Annotated in this window: 10 protein-coding genes; 3 read left to right on the top strand and 7 right to left on the bottom strand. The window is 58.2% G+C overall.

Going from position 1 to position 17,647, the window contains the following annotated elements; translation table 11 throughout:
* Window positions 1-2 precede the first annotated feature (2 nt).
* The 7 genes from LOC68_RS19410 to LOC68_RS19380 form a co-directional block, all read right to left on the bottom strand.
* Window positions 3-3,029: a DUF6493 family protein gene (locus LOC68_RS19410; RefSeq protein WP_230221817.1), complete on the bottom strand. Its 3,027-nt coding sequence runs from the start codon at window positions 3,027-3,029 to the stop codon at window positions 3-5.
* The gene (locus LOC68_RS19405) at window positions 3,022-4,386 is read right to left on the bottom strand and encodes an SWIM zinc finger family protein (protein ID WP_230221815.1); all 1,365 of its coding nucleotides are present in this window, start codon (window positions 4,384-4,386) and stop codon (window positions 3,022-3,024) included. The genes LOC68_RS19410 and LOC68_RS19405 overlap by 8 nt, the downstream gene beginning before the upstream one ends.
* A gap of 146 nt (window positions 4,387-4,532) precedes the next feature.
* Window positions 4,533-5,597: a methyltransferase gene (locus LOC68_RS19400; protein WP_230221813.1), complete on the bottom strand. Its 1,065-nt coding sequence runs from the start codon at window positions 5,595-5,597 to the stop codon at window positions 4,533-4,535.
* A 148-nt stretch (window positions 5,598-5,745) separates the two neighbouring features.
* A complete protein-coding gene (locus LOC68_RS19395) occupies window positions 5,746-7,539 on the bottom strand; it encodes a TolC family protein (RefSeq protein WP_230221811.1) in 1,794 nt (597 codons plus the stop codon).
* Between the two features lie 609 nt (window positions 7,540-8,148).
* Window positions 8,149-11,628: an efflux RND transporter permease subunit gene (locus LOC68_RS19390; RefSeq protein WP_230221809.1), complete on the bottom strand. Its 3,480-nt coding sequence runs from the start codon at window positions 11,626-11,628 to the stop codon at window positions 8,149-8,151.
* 12 nt (window positions 11,629-11,640) lie between these two features.
* The gene (locus LOC68_RS19385; RefSeq protein WP_230221807.1) at window positions 11,641-12,834 is read right to left on the bottom strand and encodes an efflux RND transporter periplasmic adaptor subunit; all 1,194 of its coding nucleotides are present in this window, start codon (window positions 12,832-12,834) and stop codon (window positions 11,641-11,643) included.
* Between the two features lie 607 nt (window positions 12,835-13,441).
* Window positions 13,442-15,778, bottom strand: coding sequence for an arylsulfatase (locus tag LOC68_RS19380; protein WP_230221805.1), 2,337 nt, complete (start codon window positions 15,776-15,778; stop codon window positions 13,442-13,444).
* 374 nt (window positions 15,779-16,152) lie between these two features.
* Here LOC68_RS19380 and LOC68_RS19375 point away from each other — a divergent pair, with 374 nt between their 5' ends.
* The 3 genes from LOC68_RS19375 to LOC68_RS19365 all read left to right on the top strand — a co-directional run bounded on the left by LOC68_RS19375 (window position 16,153) and on the right by LOC68_RS19365 (window position 17,647).
* Window positions 16,153-16,320: an SEC-C metal-binding domain-containing protein gene (locus tag LOC68_RS19375; RefSeq protein ID WP_230221803.1), complete on the top strand. Its 168-nt coding sequence runs from the start codon at window positions 16,153-16,155 to the stop codon at window positions 16,318-16,320.
* 120 nt (window positions 16,321-16,440) lie between these two features.
* A complete protein-coding gene (locus LOC68_RS19370; protein WP_230221801.1) occupies window positions 16,441-16,881 on the top strand; it encodes an AAA family ATPase in 441 nt (146 codons plus the stop codon).
* The gene (locus LOC68_RS19365; protein ID WP_230221799.1) at window positions 16,871-17,647 is read left to right on the top strand and encodes a tRNA(His) guanylyltransferase Thg1 family protein; all 777 of its coding nucleotides are present in this window, start codon (window positions 16,871-16,873) and stop codon (window positions 17,645-17,647) included. Before LOC68_RS19370 ends, LOC68_RS19365 begins: the two co-directional genes overlap by 11 nt.

Here is a 17,647-nt window from a genome sequence, read left to right as displayed (position 1 = left end):
CGTCAGGCGGTTACCTGGTCAACCTGCAACTGCACGGCGCTGATCCGCTGCTGCAAGGCGAGTTCCAGGATCCGCGGCCCGCTTTCGGGCGCCGCGGTTAGTTTCAGCAGGTCCTTGGCAAGTTTCGGCCCCTTCCCCGAACCCTTCAGGCTCTCCAGCATTGCGCGACAATCGGGGTGCGTGACCGACAGCTCCCGTTCAATCGAAAGCTGCAACAGCAGTTCCATCAGCTTGGCGTAGTCGCGGGGAAGCGAACTTGCGTCGCCAACCAGCGTCTGCTGCAGCGCCAGATGCACGACCGCGCCGTGCAAGGCCGAGATGCGGGCCACATCGGCCAACGTTTTCGCCCACCGCGGCGGCTTGATCAGCCCGGATGGCACGAGTTGGCTCAGGATGGCGCCAAGATTGTCGCTTCCCAAACGCCCATCTTCGATCGCAGCGATGGCGATGTCGGTCGCGAGGCCATGTTCGCCTGGCTCTTTCGCGCCGAGGCACATCGCGAGCAGCAACAGCCCGATTTCTCGCAACGGCGTAGTTGGATCGAGCAGCGGTTCGAGGAACGTTTTGTTATGCCATTCGGCGCCGTCCCAATCGAGATTGTTTCCCATCGTGCAGGCGCCGATCGCGAAGAGCGACTCTCTCGCTTGGGGCCAAATCGAAGCGGTCCAGGCGATCCCTTCGACAGTCCTCCCGGCCGCTTCTCCCCGTTTCCAGTACTGTTCAATTGGAAAGCGGTTTTCGCGATGGAACCGCGGCGTAAGGCATAACGGGTCGAGCGTCTCCGGCACGGTAGGAATCGAATTGAGCGAGAAGCGGGCGAACTTGAATTGCTCGCTGGAGTGCTTGTACTCGTCGATCCAGATTTTGGTTTCATATCGGGCCGCCAGACCGGCGTCGGCGCCAAGTCCGGGAAACGCCTTCTCGACGCCCAGGTCATCGCTCCAAGGGGCGCGACTACGTGCGGCCGCAATCCACAGCGGCGCGGAGTTGCCGACTTTCATCCGCGCAGCTCCCAGCGCATATCGCACGGCCTTCGCCGCTTCGGTCGAAGCGGTTTTCAATTCCGCTAGTGCGGCCTCACGTCCATCGGGCGTCATTCTTAGTATGGCGAGGATCGCGTCGGAATCGTCTGACGGCTTGCCGCTGCTGTCGAGAACGCGCTGAACGAGCGTCTGCGAATCAATCCAGCTTCCCTCATGAGTCGGCGCGCTCCACAACTGCGCGGGCTTTCCCTGAGCGACGCGCTGCGCGATCGCTAAAGTGCGACGGCTCAAAAACCCAAGGGGAATATCCAACTCCGCGTCATGGGTCTTGCACTCTTCGCCATCGATCTTATAAACCAGAATCGCTTCTCCCTTCTTGGCCTTTATTCGCTTTCCTTCCAGCACAATTCCCGTACACCAGGCGTAAATCAATCCGAGCAGATCTTCCTGCGGCCCGCCTCCCTGAAAGGGCAAATGGTAGTCCTTGAGCAATTTCAAAGTTCGCCGCAGCAACGGGTCGACGCGCCGCTGAAAGTCGTCCGGCTTTTGGTCGCATAGGCGAGAAATGCCGTCGATCGCCCGCTCCACATCGTTGGTGGCCGTGGGGTCCTCAATCAGCCGCGAACAGACCTCGATAAGCTCGTCCAGGTCTTCGATTGGCTGAATCTTCTCTTTACCGGCCAAGCGATTGATCTCCGTGCCGTCAAACCGAGCCGCCGGGATCTCCAGCAGGCCAGCTTGCCGATTGGCGAGCAAATCATCGATTGCATAGAGTTGTCGCAATTGCGAATCAATCGCCTCCAGGTCGGCCTGATCGAAAGAAGCGGACGAAGCCGGCGCCGCTGCAGGCGACTCGGTTTTCGCGCCGGCGGCGGCAAGCCACGCGTCCAATCGCTTCCGTTCCGAAGGAGCGATGACCGGCACGTATTCCGCGACGCTGCGGACGAACTTCGCGTCGCTGACGTCGCCATACTTTTCGATCATCGCTAGGACGTCCGCTTGCACTTCCGCCGATTCGTGTCCTAAGGCGGGCAACGCGAACGCAACGATCTGCGACGCTTCCCCTTTCCGCTTACCGGCAAGCGTCCCCAACAGTTTCAGCGCCTTTTTGACGATCCCCTTTTGCCGCGATTGAAACACCGGCAGCAGCCCGGCGGCCAGATCGTCCGCCGGAATCGCGCTGGCTTTGGCCAGCGTCTCGACGTTGGCGAACGCCCACGAAACGACTGGCGGCGCCGATACGCCGAGAATCTGCAGGAACTTGCCGGCCTGCGATTTATTCTCTTCTGGAGTGGGCTCTAGCGCATCGTAAAAGCTGGAGAACCATTTCGCGCGAAAATGATTGAAATCGCGCAGCAGTGCGTCAAGCGAACAATTCAGCAAACGCTCGCGCGAGAGGCCCCCTTTCTTTTGAAAGAGAATTAGCGTCTTTTGCCATTCTTTGGCCCCGCCATCCGCAAGCGCCAGGCTGACATCCGTTCCCCCTTCATGCTCGAACAACCGCCAGACTTCATCCTCCAGCAGCGATCGATCCGCTTCGATCGCCTCTTCGATCGACGGCTCATCCGTTCGAAAGGCGCCCCCGGGCGGCTGGAGCCCCACGACCATCCCCAGCGTGTAGTTGGGATGATCCGGCTTTTCGATCAACCCTTCTAAGTAAAGCTTGCGGATCGTCGTCCAATACCAGGGGAATCGCGGAGATTCGAGCAACGCGTCAACCCACTGTTGAATCCATTCAGGGCGGCGATCGAGCATAATCGCGAGCATCATTTCGTTTTCGGGTTCGCCGCGCCAACCCAGTTTTTTGATTTCCGCCGCCGTACCCGTTGAGAAGATTGCAACGCCCAAGACGTCGACGGCGACGTTATCGAAGCTGTAGCTCTTTTCCGCAGCGTTATAGGTCGGTCCCTTGTCCGCTTGGCGGTAGAGGCGGATCAAGTCGGGCGCCAGTTTGCGACGCTCTTGCTCCGGCATCCCCATAAAAAAGTCGCGGCACTTCTCCAAATCGCCCGACTGCAAAACGCCTTCCAGTTTCGACTTACTCATCGCCGCCTTCTTCCCAATAAATACTAGCCGCCAAAATATGTTTACAAGGACCGCGACTCGACCCGTGTTTCGCGTACCATGGGCAACTGCACTTGGCGTTGTCGTCCGATAAGCGAACGCGATGTTCAGTCGGACCGCTCTTTACGAAGATTTCCACTTCCTCTTTCGACGTAGCGCCGCGGCGCACCTTGCCTTCCTCAATCAGCTTTCGCGCATTTTTCAACCGCGGCTGCAGCTTTTCCGCATCTTCGAGACGATAGGGAAGTTCGCGATGGAAGTAGGATCCTTCCCCCAGATCAAATCCCACTCGTCCCCGCGTTCCCAAGACGACGAGCGCTTGGCGGACGACGTCGGGCGAAACACCAAGCTGCGTCGCCAGGCTCGCTTCGTCGATTACCGCTTCCCAGCGGAGTTGCGATTCGACCTTGGCGAGCGTCTCGGCGTCGTCCTGCGTCGCCAACGCGGTCAGCGCTTGTCCTTCTCCGGAGAAGCCGCGCCAAACCTCGGGACTGATTACGAGCTGAAATCGCGAATCGTCGAACAGCAGTTCCCAGCCAGAGGCCCCGGTCGCTTGATCGGTATAGATTCGCAACTGGCGAGCTTGCGTCGACAGATCTTCCAACACTCGGAGTCGCTGCAGTCCGCCCACCCGAACCGATTGGGCCGTCTCGCGCTGCGCAAGACGTAAGCCGCTGCCGGCGGCCGTAACGAACATTTCGCGGCGACTGGTTCCGCTACGCGGCAACGAGCGGAGGAACCGTCGCGCCTCGACGCCGCTTATCTGATGAACCTGGCGCATCCGGCTTTGACAGGCCTGAACTTCGACGAGTCCTCGGAGCCAGCGATAGGGGAGCTTGACTCGCTTCTCAATCACCGTCTGGTCGTTCTTCGCCAGGGCTACATGATCGGCGCCGACGCTCAACGAGACCTCATCGTTCTCGCGCACCAGGGCGAGCGCGGCGAGCATCGGCTCGTTGAAATCGACGTTCGTCGTCCCTCGTCCGAAGACTTCCCCGTCGACCGCACGCGGATGGAGATCGACGCGAACATAGACGCCGCAGCAACTCGAAAAACCTTCAAAGCGGAGTCGATCGTCGCTGCTGGTGACGATTGGATCGGACATCGCGAGAATGCGAGTCAACATCGCCGCCGGCATATGAAAGCGCGACCTGACGACCTCCATCAGCTTCCGCAGCATCTCGGCGACGCGTTTCGGCCGAACTAGCTTTCCGCAAAAGAAATAGGGATGCGGATCGACGCCTTCGGACGAGGTCGCAAGCTGCAGCTGATGCGCCGCAGGATCGAGCTGCGACGGCTGCAAATAGGTATAGGAGTAGTCGAGTACGAGCGCGGACATGGACGTCGCGATTTATTTCACAATTTTGAAGATGAGAATGACACACTCCCTACGGCGACAAGAAGAGCAGCGGCTCAACTCGGCTCACTCATTCTACTCCACAACCAACTCGCAAATCCAATCGCTGGATGCGTTTTGTCACGCCTCTATTTCACCCCGGCCAATACGCCGCAGTGAACGAGCGTCGGCTGTATCGGCTGCGGCGTTAATCCGGCTGTCTCAAGCATCTCGCGATATTCAGCGCCGCTATAGGCTCTTCCTTCGGTGAAGGAAAAGAGCGAGGCCGAATAGAGTGCGATCGGTAGCGGGCCGTCGAGGGCGTCGTTCAAGAAGACGTCATGAATCAACAGTCGTCCGCCGGGCGGAAGGGCTGCGGCGCAGCGGTTAACCAATAGCTGACACTCCGGCTTGTCCCAATCGTGGAGGATGTTCGACAGCAGGATCACGTCCGCCCCTTCCGGCAACGGATCGGCGAACATGTCGCCGCTGACCAGTTGGCAACGATCGGCGACGCCGTACTCCTGGGTCATTTGATCGGCGATCTTCAAGACCTGCGGGCGATCGAAGACGATCGCCTGAAGATTGGGGTTCTTCTGGAGCAGAGCGTGCGAGTAGATGCCAGTCCCACCCCCAACGTCGAGCAGCAGCTTCGCGTCTTGCATTGAAACCGCGTCGGCCAGATAGGGCGCGACGTTCTTGGCGCGACCAGCGAGCGCGAGCGTAAAGTGCCGCGCCGAGTCCTCCGCTTCCATCGCCGACTTCATTCCGTCGCGATAGATGAACGCGGCGCCTCCTTCTTCGCCCTCATCGCTACCGAGCGGACGATTCGTCTTCAAGAGGCGAACCATCGTCAGTACGCCAGGCGTCTGCGCCGCCAGGCCGACATAGTCGCCGCAGTCGAACGGACCTCCCGGCACGAGATGCTCTGCCGCCAGATCGGTCAGCGACACCTGACCGTCGAGCTCCTGCAGGAGCCCCATCGCTTTGAGCGCGGTCAGCAGCACGACGGCCGGACGTTCTTCCAGCTGAAGCGCCAGACGAAGCGATTGAAAGTCGAGCGATCCTTGTTGCAGTCGACCGAAGAGATCGAAGTGCGCGACTGCCGCGGTCAACAGTTCGGACGCGTGCATCCCCCGAAAGTTTTCGAAGATGGGAGACGGATCGGTCGCGGGGCGATCAAGAGCCGAGCGGCGGTTGGGGGCAGATTGCATGGGGCGTCAATTCTGTGCGAGAGAGGTGCTCGATTTCCATCGCAGCGCCTCCTTACGAAGTTGCTGCGGTGAAGCGAGTATCGCACGTCCCCCGGCGGCGATCCAGCAGGAGTAGATCGCCGCCATTGGAGAGCGCCATGATGGGGCGCTACGGACGAAGCGGGTTTTCAATCACAACCGGGGCCGGGTAAGCGGCCGGTTGAAAGTAGGAAACCGGCTGATGGGGATTGGGAACAATCGGACCTGGGTTGTTCGCCCAGATCGGGTCGGCGTAAGCCGGCTGCAAGCTGACGTCTCCCGGCTGCGACAATTCCATCGGATCGACCGCCGGCGGCGCCATCGGTTGTCCGGCCGGGGCCGGCGGCATCGGCGGAGCGTCGTCCGGCGACGGCAGTTCGAGCGCGTCTTCCGGCATCGGCGGCATGATCACTTCATCCGGTTGGATGAGGAGCGGTTCGCAATAGACGTCCAACCAGGTCATGCCGGTGCTCGACCACAAGTAGCCGCCGCCGAGGGCCTGATACGCTTTGACGATCGCCGCCAACTGCTGCTGCTTCGTTTCGATCAAATCGGTTCTCGCTTCCAGCAAGTCGCGTTGCGAGAACAGAACATCGACGTATTCGGCGCGAGCGTTCTGGAACAGGTCGGTCGCCACGTTGACCGATTGTTCGAGGGCCGCGACCTGACCTTGCTTGATTTGAACGCTGCGGCGGTAGTTCTCGACCTTGGTAATCGCGTTGATCACTTCGGTGTATGCGTTCAGCACGGTACGTTGGTAGTCGTAGATCGCTTGCAGCTGACGAGCGTTGGCGTTCAGGTAGTCCGCCTTGATCGCCGACTTGTTGATCAGCGGCGCGACTAGCTCGCCGGCGGCGTTGGCGATAAAGGCGCCTGGATCGAACAGGTAGCGAGGATTGAAGGCCTCGTAACCGACGCCGGCGGTGATGTCGAAGCGCGGGAAGAAGCGAGCCCGAGCGACCAGGACGTCGAGTCCCGACGCGCCCACTTCACGTTCGGCGGCGCGAATGTCGCGGCGATTGGCGAGCAATTGAGCCGGCACGCCGACCTCAAGGACCTGCGAGTCAAGCACAATGAAGTCCCACTCGGTGCGCGGCACCGGTTGCGGATAACGACCGAGGAGGAAGTTGATCTTGTTTTCCGTTTCGATGATCTCCTGTTTGACGATCAACAATTGGCTTTCGTTTTTGCGAACTTCGGCCAGAAACCGTTGCACGCCAAGTTCGGTGCCGCGTCCGGCGTCCTTCTGGGCCTGCGCCACGTCGAGGCTTTGCTTCTGAATTGCGATCGTTTGATTCAGGTACTGCAACCGCTTGTCGAGCGCCGCCAGCTCGTAGTAGCTCGTGGCGATTTCGGCGACCAGTTGGGTCACGAAGTAATTTCGGACTTCGACCGCTTCGACGTAGCGCTGCATCGCGGCGTCGCGAGCGTTGCGGAGTTCACGCCAGATGTCGATTCGCCAGAACAGGTTGGCGGTCAGGCCGACGTTGGGCAGCGGATCGGGGAACTTGCCGCCGACCGGGTAGGTCAGCTGCTCTTCCGCGGCGCCGAGCGGGGTGAACTTGCTGGTCCGTTCCATACCGCCGCGAGCTCCCACCGTCACGAACGGCAGGATGGCGCCGCGCCGGGCCATGATTTCATTGCTGGCCATCCGGATCTCTTGATTCCGGATCTTCAACTCCTGGTTGGCGACGAGCCCCTGAGCCATCAACTGGGTCAGCACCCGGTCATCGAAGAACTCTTCGATGCCGATCTGAGCCGAACTTTCAGAGGTCGTCTCGCCGTTGAATTCGTACGGAAGCGGGGCTCCCTTTTGGGCGCAACAGAGCTTCGGGATCGAACACCCAGAGAAGGCCGACAACAGGACGCAAGCGACCGCGCCTGCGACGATGCATTGCAGCGACGCACGCTGTTTGAAATTCACCGTAAGACCGCTCCGTCTCATCGTTGAGCCCCTTGCGACTTTCGCCCGGTGGGTCGGTGACCGAGATTTCGCTGTCCCCAGCGTTCGATCAGGAGGGCGCCAGTTTCCCTCCGCCGACTCAGGCGTCTCTGGCATAATTACCGTTAGGACCCCGTCACACGATCCAGACCGCATGACTATGGGGTTAGACATTTTCCGTTCAAAACTTATCGGCAGAAAATTAGGGGCAAAACAAACATTCAGCAGCTCCCCTACGTTGCGCTCCTTGATTTGCCCGCTCGGCGCACACGAAAAGCTCGACAAAACAGCATGTTTCCGCTCGTTTTTCGCAATTGATTAAAAGACGTTAAGGCGCCGTCGACCGGGGCGAGATCGGGTCTAGAGGAAGGGTACCGCATCTAAAGGCGCCGCCGCCAACTGCGCTACGAGAACGAACGATCGATACGATCGTTAGACTTTATCAAGCGCGCAAAACGAAACGCCGCAGCCAAATGACTGCGGCGTTTTGGTCGCGCTTCGCCGCAAGCGAATTCCGCTTTTGACGAAGAGTAAAAGTTTAACGATCCGGTTGTGTTCGCCCTGATCGCTCGAGACTAACGGCTCGGTCGACTAGTGCGGAACGTCTGGCCCCCCTGCTTCATGCGGTGGGTGCGATTTGTCGCGTTCAAAGAGTTCGCTGAGCGGGTCGTCATGCTCCTGCCGAATCAGCTGCTTACCATCCGACATCTTTGCAAAGATGTAGTACAGACCTGGAATCACCAGAACGCCGATCAGAGTACCCATGAGCATCCCGCCGACCGCCGTGGTGCCGATCGTCCGGTTGCCAATGGCGCCCGGACCGGTGGCTCGGACGAGCGGAATCAGACCGGCGATGAACGCGAACGACGTCATCACGATCGGGCGGAAACGGAGAGCGCCCCCTTCGATCGCCGCATCGCGGAGACTCAGCCCCTCGTGACGTCTTTGCACGGCGAATTCAATGATCAGAATCGCGTTCTTTCCTAACAAACCGACCAACATCACGAGACCGATCTGGCAGTAAACGTCGTTCGCCAGCCCCATCGCTTTTAACATCACGAACGAACCGAACAAACCGACCGGCAGAGAAACCAGTACCGCCAACGGCAGCAGGAAGCTCTCATACTGACCGACCAGCACCAGATAGACGAAGATAACCACGATCGCAAAAATGAAGATCGCCGTATTTCCCTTGTTGGCTTCGTCGTAGGACAGGCCTTGCCAACCGACGCCGTAACCGCGAGGCAGCATCTCGTCGGCGACGTCCTGAATCGCTGCGAGCGCCTGACCGCTACTGTAACCGGTCGCCGGGGCGCCCTGAATAATCGCCGTCGTGTACAGGTTGTAACGATTGATTTCGTTCATCCCTTGCCGCTTCTCGATCTTCATGAAAGCCGAATAGGGAACCATTTCCCCTTCGTCGTTCTTGACGAACATGTTCTCGAGGTCCTCAGGATAACGCCGGAACTCCGGCGCCGATTGAACGTAAACCTTGTAGAACTGCCCGAAACGGATGAAGCCCTGCTCCCAAGTGCTGCCGACGACGATCGAGAGGTTCTCCATCGCATCCTCGATCGACACCCCTTTTTGCATGGCGACGTCGTTGTCGATGATGATTTCGTACTGCGGATAGTCGCTGGCGAAGAAGGTAAACAACCCTTTCAATTCTTTACGTTTTTCGAGCGCGGCGAGGAAATCTTCGGTCACCTTACCGAACGCTTCGTAGTCGCCGCTGTTCGTCTTATCGAGCAGACAGAGCGAGAAGCCGCCCGCGGCGCCAAACCCCGGAACGGCCGGCGGTTCGAAGAACTCAAGCTTCACGTTCGCGATATCGCGACCACGTTCCTCCAATTCGGCGATCAATTCTTTCGACGTAAGCTTTCGTTCGGCCCACGGCTTCAAGTTGATCAAGCAAGTGCCGGCGTTCGAACCGCGACCTTCGGTCAAGATTTCGTAACCGGCGAGCGAGGTCACCGAGGTGACCTCGTCAAACTCTTTACAGATCTTTTGCAGTTCGTGCGACTTGGCGTTGGTGTACTCTAGCGTCGAACCAGGCGGCGTCTGAATAATTCCATAAATGACCCCTTGGTCTTCGAGCGGAATAAAGCCGGACGGCAGCACCTTGTTGACGACCAGAATCCCCCAGCCGAAGAGTCCGATCACGATCATCGTCATAATCCGCCGCGTCACGATCAGGCCGACGACGCCGACGTACCCGTTCGTGATCCAGTTGACGCCGACGTCGAAGACCTTCAGGAACATGCCGATCGGTCCGCGCAGCTTCTTTTCGCCCGGCTCGCTTCCAGAGAAGACCGAACGGAAGGTGAAGAAGAAGAGCACCGCCGCAATGACGCCGATGATCGTCATGCGGGTCGGGGTCAACTCCAACTGTTCGGAAATGACCTCGTGAACGATCTCGACATGCAGGACTTCGTAGATCCCATAACCGACGGCGGCGCCGAGGATCATCGACAACACGAAGCGTACCGCATTGGCTCCGCCGCCGGCGAAACGTTTGATCGCGCCGTTGACGAAACCGACGACGCCGGTCTGCTTTTGTTGACCGTGGGGCTTCAAAATCATCGCGCACAGAACCGGCGTCAAAGTCAACGCCACCACGCCGGAGAGAACGATCGACATCGCCATCGTAAGTGCGAACTGTCGATAGAACACGCCCACCGCGCCCGGCATGAAGCAGACCGGGATAAACACCGAGGTCATCACGAGGGTGATCGCGATAATCGCCCCGCTGATTTCTGCGATAACTTCCTTGGTCGCCGCGTACGGAGAAAGATGCTTTTCATGCATCTTGGCGTGCACCGCTTCCACCACCACGATCGCGTCGTCAACCACCACGCCGATCGCCAACACGAGAGCGAAGAGCGTGATCAAGTTGATCGACATCCCGAACGCGCTCATGAAGAAGAACGTACCGATCAACGACACCGGCACCGCCAGCGTCGGAATCAACGTACTGCGGAAGTCCCCCAGAAACAGGAACACCACCAGCGACACCAGCACGAACGCTTCAAACAAAGTGTGCAACACCTTTTCGATCGACGCGTCCAGGAAGCTGGAGACGTCGTAGCTGATCGCGTAGTCCATCCCCGGCGGGAACATGTCTGTCTTGAACTCTTTCAGCTTCTCCTTCACTTCGTCGATCACGTCCGCGGCGTTGGAGCCCGGAATCTGCTTGAGCACGATCGACGCGGACGGGTAGCCGTCGATGTCGGAATAGAGGTCGTAGAACGACGATCCGAGCGAAACCTGGGCGACGTCTTTGAGCCGGAGGATTTCTCCCTTCTCATTCGCCCTCAAGATGATGTTTCCGTACTGTTCGGGCTTGTCGTATCGTCCGATCCACGTCAGCACGTACTCGATCGTCTGCGACGTCGTACCGGTCGCCTGACCGAGTCGCCCCGGAGAACCGATCAAACTCTGCTCCTTGATCGCCTCCATCACGTCGGCGGAAGAGATGTTGTAGGCCCGCATCCGATCGAGATCGAGCTCGACGCGCATCGCATACGCTCGGTTGCCGAGAATCTGAGCGCGGCCGACGCCGCGGGTACGCTGCAATTCGGGAAGGAGGTTCGCACTGACGTAGTTGTAGAGAAAGTTCTGATCGACGTTGGGGTCAGTGCTAAAGACGTTCACGTACATGAGCATACTCGTCATGTTTTGCATAACGATGATGCCTTCGCGCTCGACGATGGGAGGAAGCTGGTTCTTCACCATCTGAATGCGGTTATTGACGTTCAAGACCGCCACGTTCGGGTCAGTGCCCGGCTCGAAGGTGATCATGATCGTCGCTTCGCCGGCGCTGGTGGCCGCCGAAGTCATGTAACGCATGTCCGGCACGCCGTTGATGGCCCGTTCCAGAATCACGAGGGTCGAGTCGACCAGAATCTTGGCGCTGGAGCCGGGAAACGACAGCGAAACGACGACGCTCGGCGGCGCCACGTCGGGAAACTGCGAGATCGGCAACGAGACGATCGACAGCCCACCCATGAACAGGATGAGCAGCGAAATCACGATGGCCAAAGCGGGCCGATGAAGGAATTTCGAAAACATGATTCGCGCCCCTTACTCGGCTGGAAATTTCTGATGGTTCAAGATTTCTTCGGGAGCGCGGTATTCGTACTCAATCTTGTCGCCGTCGCGAACCTGGCGAATGCCCTCGAAGATGATTTTCTCTCCTTCGGCCAGTCCGCTCTTCAGCACGAAGATGTCCTCCTGCTCGCTGTCGACCACGATGTCGCGCTGGTGGACGACATTGTCCTTGTCGACGACGTACGCGTAGCGCTTGTCGAGAATCTCGTACGTCGCTCGCTGCGGGATGACGAACACGTCTTTCATCAGGCGATGAATCAGGATCGTACCGGTCTGACCATTACGCAGCAGGCTGTTCGGATTGGGAAAGTCGGCGCGAAACTCGATGTTGCCGGTCGTGTTGTTGAAGTCGGCTTCGATGGCGCCGATCTTGCCATGTTGCGGGAAGATTTTGCCATTGGCCAACTTCAGCTCGATCGTCAGGTGCTCTTCCTGGCTGCCTTCGTTCTTGTCCAACTCTTCCTTGTATTCCAGGTAACGAGCTTCCGGCACGTTGAAGTAGACCCACATCAGACTGTTGTCGGACAAGGTCGTGAGAATGTCCCCTTCTTCAATCAAGCTTCCTAGCTGGCAAAGCTGACGATCGACGATGCCGTCGAACGGCGCTTTGACGTCGGTAAAATTCAACTCAGCCTTGGCCAGTTCCATGTTGGCTTTCGCCTTGGCGAGTTCCGCCTTCTTCAGCATGATTTCCTGCGGGGAAACGATCCCTTTCTTATTCAGGGCTTCCGCGTTGAACAGTTCAATCTCGATCCGCTGCATCTCCGCCGATTCCGAATCAAGCTTGGCTTGATAGATGGTCGGGAGAATCTTGAACATCAGATCCCCCTTCGTCACCTCTTGCCCCTCGTTGACCCGGATATCTTCCAGGTACCCCCCTTCGAGAGCCTTGACCTCGATGTGCTTGCAGGAGTGGATCTGGCAGACGTATTGCTGCGTGCTGATCACATCCTGAATCACCGGGCTGGTAACGATAATCTTGTGTGCGTGATGTCCCGACTCGCCGTGAGCTTCTTCGTGGGCTCCGCCATGCGCGTCGGCATGAGCTTCGGTTTCGCCGTGGGATTCGCCGTGTAGTTCTTCGTGCGATTCGGCCTGCGAGACGCAGCCGGCAAAGGCAAGGGAAACCAGCGCCAGGACAATGGCAGCAGTCTCTAGGATTCTCATAGCGTTCGTACGTACCTCGCGGTAAAGAATTGGACGCGGATGGATCGGCTTATCGGGGTAAGGCCGCAGAAGGACCAGGTGGGGTTTATCCATTCTTCGACTAACCATACCGTGGAGCAAAGCCACTCCAGCCTTTCCTTAAGGAGTTTTAATTCTTAAGGCGCCGTCACATCCCTAAATCCGAGTTTTATAGCTTTTGCCTGGAATCGCGGGTTACCGACGAAGCGACTTCTAGCCAGGCGGCCAATGCGAATGCCAGGCTTCGTCGACAGACATCCGCCAGGTCGCTTGCCGAGGTTAGGCCTCTTCTTTCCTCACTATCGCGGTCGACCTGCAATGGGTCGGCACGGAAAGCCGCAGCAGTAAGGCCAACGTGACGAAAAGGCGGACGGAAACGTTCGGCGCGATTCTTCGCTGCGCGCCGCTTGGCGGGTTTCGGCGCGACGACGAACCCCGAGAATACAGGCCCAGAATGGCCGGGCGCTCCCAAGCACTGGAGGAAAAGAAACCTGTTTCTGGCCATGACCGGCAAAAAAGAAGCCGTCGCTTCTCAAGTTGCTCTGAGAAGCGACGGCGTTTATTTAGGAGTCGTCCGTGGTGATAGCGATTATTTCAACTCGATCGTCACGGCGTTCAGTTTTCCAGTGAAATCGAACGGCATGTCATACCCTTCCATCACCGGCGTTCCGGTATCGAAACCAAAGTCGAACGTCTCGTCCAGGGTGACGCGGTTCGGGATGCTCTTTTCGACGCGCCCCTTACCGATCAACTGATCCCCGGCGTAAAGCGTAACGTCGGCGCCGGCGAACGGCTCGTCGGCGTCGGTCTTGTAGACCATCTTCAGCGTCGTTTTGCCGGGGGGAATTCGGGTGGTTGATTCCACCGTGTAACGGTCGACCCCAACCAGGTTGTAGTGATAGACGAGCTTGCCGTCTTTCACGAACAGGCCGTAGCCGCCGAAACGCCCCCCCTGGGTGAAGATCATCCCTTCCGCCCCTTGATCCGGAATCTCGACGTCAGCGGTCACGGTGTGACTCTTATGCTTGAGGTCAGGAGACGCCCCTTCCGGCAAGCGAAGCAAGTTCGGGTAAACGAACTTGGTCCGGCCCTCGGTCAAGCTGGGACGGTTCTCGACGTTCAAACGCTCCGTCTTCCGATCGTCGAGCGGCAGCACGTTGTACTTGGCCGCCTCGGCGAAGAAGAGCTTGACCAGCTCGCGGACCTTTTCCGGCTTTTGCTTCGCCAGGTCGTTCGCCTGAGTGAAGTCCTCTTCGACGTTGTACAACTCCCACGGCATGTCCAACAAATCGCCCGGAGCGTTTTCGCTGAGCCATGGCACGCCGCGAATCGCGCTCGCCATCCAACCTTCGTGATAGATCCCCTGGTTGCCGAGCATCTCGAAGTATTGGGTGGTGCGACGATCCTCGGCATCGGCGTCGTCAAAGGTATACGCCATGCTGACCCCTTCGATCGGCTTCTGCGCGATCCCGTCGATCTCGACCGGCGCCGTAATCCCAGTGATCTCCAGCAACGTCGGCGTGATGTCGATCACGTGATGGAACTGATCACGGATCTCACCGCGGGCTTTGATTCCATTCGGCCATGAGATCGCCAAGCCGTTTCGCGTTCCGCCAAAGTGGCTGGCGATCTGCTTGGTCCATTGATAGGGCGTATCCATCGCATGCGCCCAGGCGGCCGGAAAGTGGTTGTAGTGCAGCGGGCCGCCCAGCGTGTCCATCGCTTCGAGCTTCATCTCAAGCGGTTCGGGAATCGCATTGAAGAAGGTCATCTCGTTGACCAGACCTTCCAAGCCCCCTTCCGCGCTCGAGCCGTTGTCGCCGGCCATGTAGATAATGATGGTGTTGTCGAGTTCCCCGATTTCGTCGACGGCGTCGATCAAGCGACCGACTTCATGGTCGGTATGCGCGGTGAACGCCGCGAAGACTTCCATCATGCGAGCGTAAACCTTCCGCTGATCTTCCGGCACGGAATCCCACGCCGGCAACGAGTCAGGCCGGGCGGTCAACTTGGCGTTCTGCGGAATGATTCCCATTTCCTTCTGGCGAGCGAAGGTCTCTTCGCGATACTTGTCCCAACCGCCGTCGAACTTTCCTTTAAACTTCTCGACCCACTCTTGCGGAACTTGATGCGGAGCGTGCGTCGCTCCGGTGGCGAAGTAGACGAAGAACGGCCGCTGCGGCGCAACCGCCTTGGCGGCGCGAATCGTTCGAATCGCATGATCGGTGATGTCGGTCGTAAAGTGATAGGGACTGCCGTCTTCATTCGTTTCGGGCGCCTCCATCCGTTTCTTGTTCTCGACCAGCGCCGGACTGAATTGATCGGTGTCGCCGCCGACAAAGCCATAGAAGTAGTCGAAGCCTAAGCCGTCGGCCCAACGATCAAACGGACCAACCAGGCTCGTTTCCCAGTCAGGCACATTGTGGTTCTTACCAAACCATGCGTTGCAGTAGCCATATTCGCGGAGGATCTCGGCGACCGTTCCGGCCGAAGAGGGAATCACGCCGGTGTAGCCTGGAAAACCGGTTCCCGATTCGCCGATCGTTCCCGACGCGACCGAGTGATGATTGCGCCCCGTCAGCAGCGCAGCCCGCGTTGGCGAACAAAGCGCCGTCGTATGGAAGCGGGTATAACGCAAACCATTGTTGGCGACCCGATCCATGTTCGGCGTCGGAATCCCGCCGCCAAACGTTCCCATCTGCCCGTAGCCGCAGTCGTCGATCAGCACCAGCAGAATGTTCGGCGGATTCTTGAGTCCCAGGTTGTTTGGGATCTTCAACTCCGGCTTGACCGCCACCGAGTCTTTGTAGGTCAGGCCAATCTTTCCCTTAAACGGCGCTTCCGGCTGCGGAAGCATCTCCTGGCCGAAGCCGATCGAACCAATCAGAAGCAATATAAGAAGCGGCAGTAGCGTTCGATACCTCATGTCAGATCCTCTGTAGCTAAAGAAAGCGTCCTGCCTTAAGAAACCGCTTCCTCCAATCCATGAGGAACTCTCGTCGCACCCAAATAGAATCCGGCGAATGCGACGGGAAGGGAAAAGTACCCGAATTTTAGATCGCCCCGCAGCGGCCCACAACTAAATGGGTGGGGAGAAACATCCATATTTAACGGACGATCCGATAGATCTACGATCCAACATGTGTTTTGATCCTAATAACCTGCTAAAGCAGGTAATTTTCGTGGCGAACCTTTCGCCCCTGCAGCCCTCTAGGTGGAAGAACATTTCTAGAAACGGAGGTGCGCCATGCGACACGCCAATCATCGACACATCAACGAACAGCCATTTTTTTCCAGAACATGAACAAGCGGCGTCATGGATATCCCTCCGAAACGCAAGTCAAGCGCGGAGTGCGGATCGTCCACGGCGACAAACTGCTGGAAGAAAAGCTAGGGCGGAATGATCCTTGCCCTTGCGGTTCCGGCCTCCGTTTCAAGAAGTGCTGTCTCGCGAAAGGCTCCTTTTGACGGCGTTAACCGGGACCACTACTTTTAGAGACTAAGCCTCTTTAGAAGCCACAACGAGCCCGCCTGGTTCTTCGCAATCAGGCGGGCTTTTCGCGTTTCGGCGCGATAGCGAGCGCAGTTATGGAAGGAATCATCTTTATCGGTCTTCAAGCGTCGGGAAAGTCGTCGTTCTTCCAAGAGCGATTCTTTGCGACGCACGTCCGGATCAGTCTCGACCTGTTCCGCACCCGCAATCGGGAGCGTCGCCTGCTGGCCGCTTGCCTCGAAACGGGGCAACCGCTCGTCGTCGACAATACGAACCCGACTCGGGACGCGCGAACCGTCTATATCGACGCTTTGAAGCAGGCCCGCTTTTCCGTCGTCGGCTACTACTTTCAATCGCAGCTTTCCCAATGCCTTGTCCGGAATCAGCAGCGAGAACGTTCAGTTCCAGACGTCGGCCTCTTCTCCACCGCCAAACGGCTGGAGTTGCCGACCTTGGAAGAAGGATTTGATGCGTTGCGGTACGTCCGCCTGATCGAAACAGGATTTGTCGTAGAGGAATGGAACGATGAAGTTTGACCAGCTTGATAAGAAGATGCGCGTCTTCGAGACGGCCTCCGATTTGTGCGTGCTTCCTGGCATGTATATGGTCGCGCGGCTCGATGGCCGCAGCTTCACCCGATTAACGAAAGAAGCCTGTCAATTCGAAGCGCCGTTTGACGTCCGTTTCCGCGATTTGATGACTTCGACGGCGGCGTCGCTCATGAGCTGCGGCTTTCGCGTCCTGTACGCTTATACCGAAAGTGACGAGATCTCGCTGTTGCTTGATCGCGACGAACGGATTTTCGGCAGGAAACTCCGCAAGTACGTTTCAACGCTTGCCGGCGAAGCGAGCGCCCAGTTCTCGCTAGGGCTTGGTCAGGCCGCGAGCTTCGACTGCCGGATCTCCCAGTTACCCAACGTCGACCTCGTCGTCGACTACTTCCGCTGGCGCAACGAAGATGCGGCGCGAAACGCGCTGAACGCGTGGTGCTATTGGACGCTTCGCAAAGAAGGCTGCGGCGTTCGTCAGGCTACCCGAAGTCTGCTCGGACTTTCGGTCGCCGACAAAAACGAGTTGCTATTCCGACGTGGGATCAACTACAACGATCTTCCCCGTTGGCAGAAACGGGGCGTCGGATTGTACTGGGAAGAGTACGAGAAAACCTCCATTGACCCGATCAGCAATCAATCGGTCGCGGCCCGCCGCCGGCGAATCCGCACCGAGTTCGATTTGCCGATGAGAGAAGAATACGCGGAGTTCGTAAGGTCTTTTATCATTCAACCCCAAACGCAAGGAGCCTAG

This window comes from Blastopirellula sediminis (assembly GCF_020966755.1).
GTDB classification, from domain to species: Bacteria; Planctomycetota; Planctomycetia; order Pirellulales; family Pirellulaceae; genus Blastopirellula; species Blastopirellula sediminis.
Note: the sequence above shows the minus strand (reverse complement) of the source record. Positions and strands in the feature narration are given on the sequence as shown.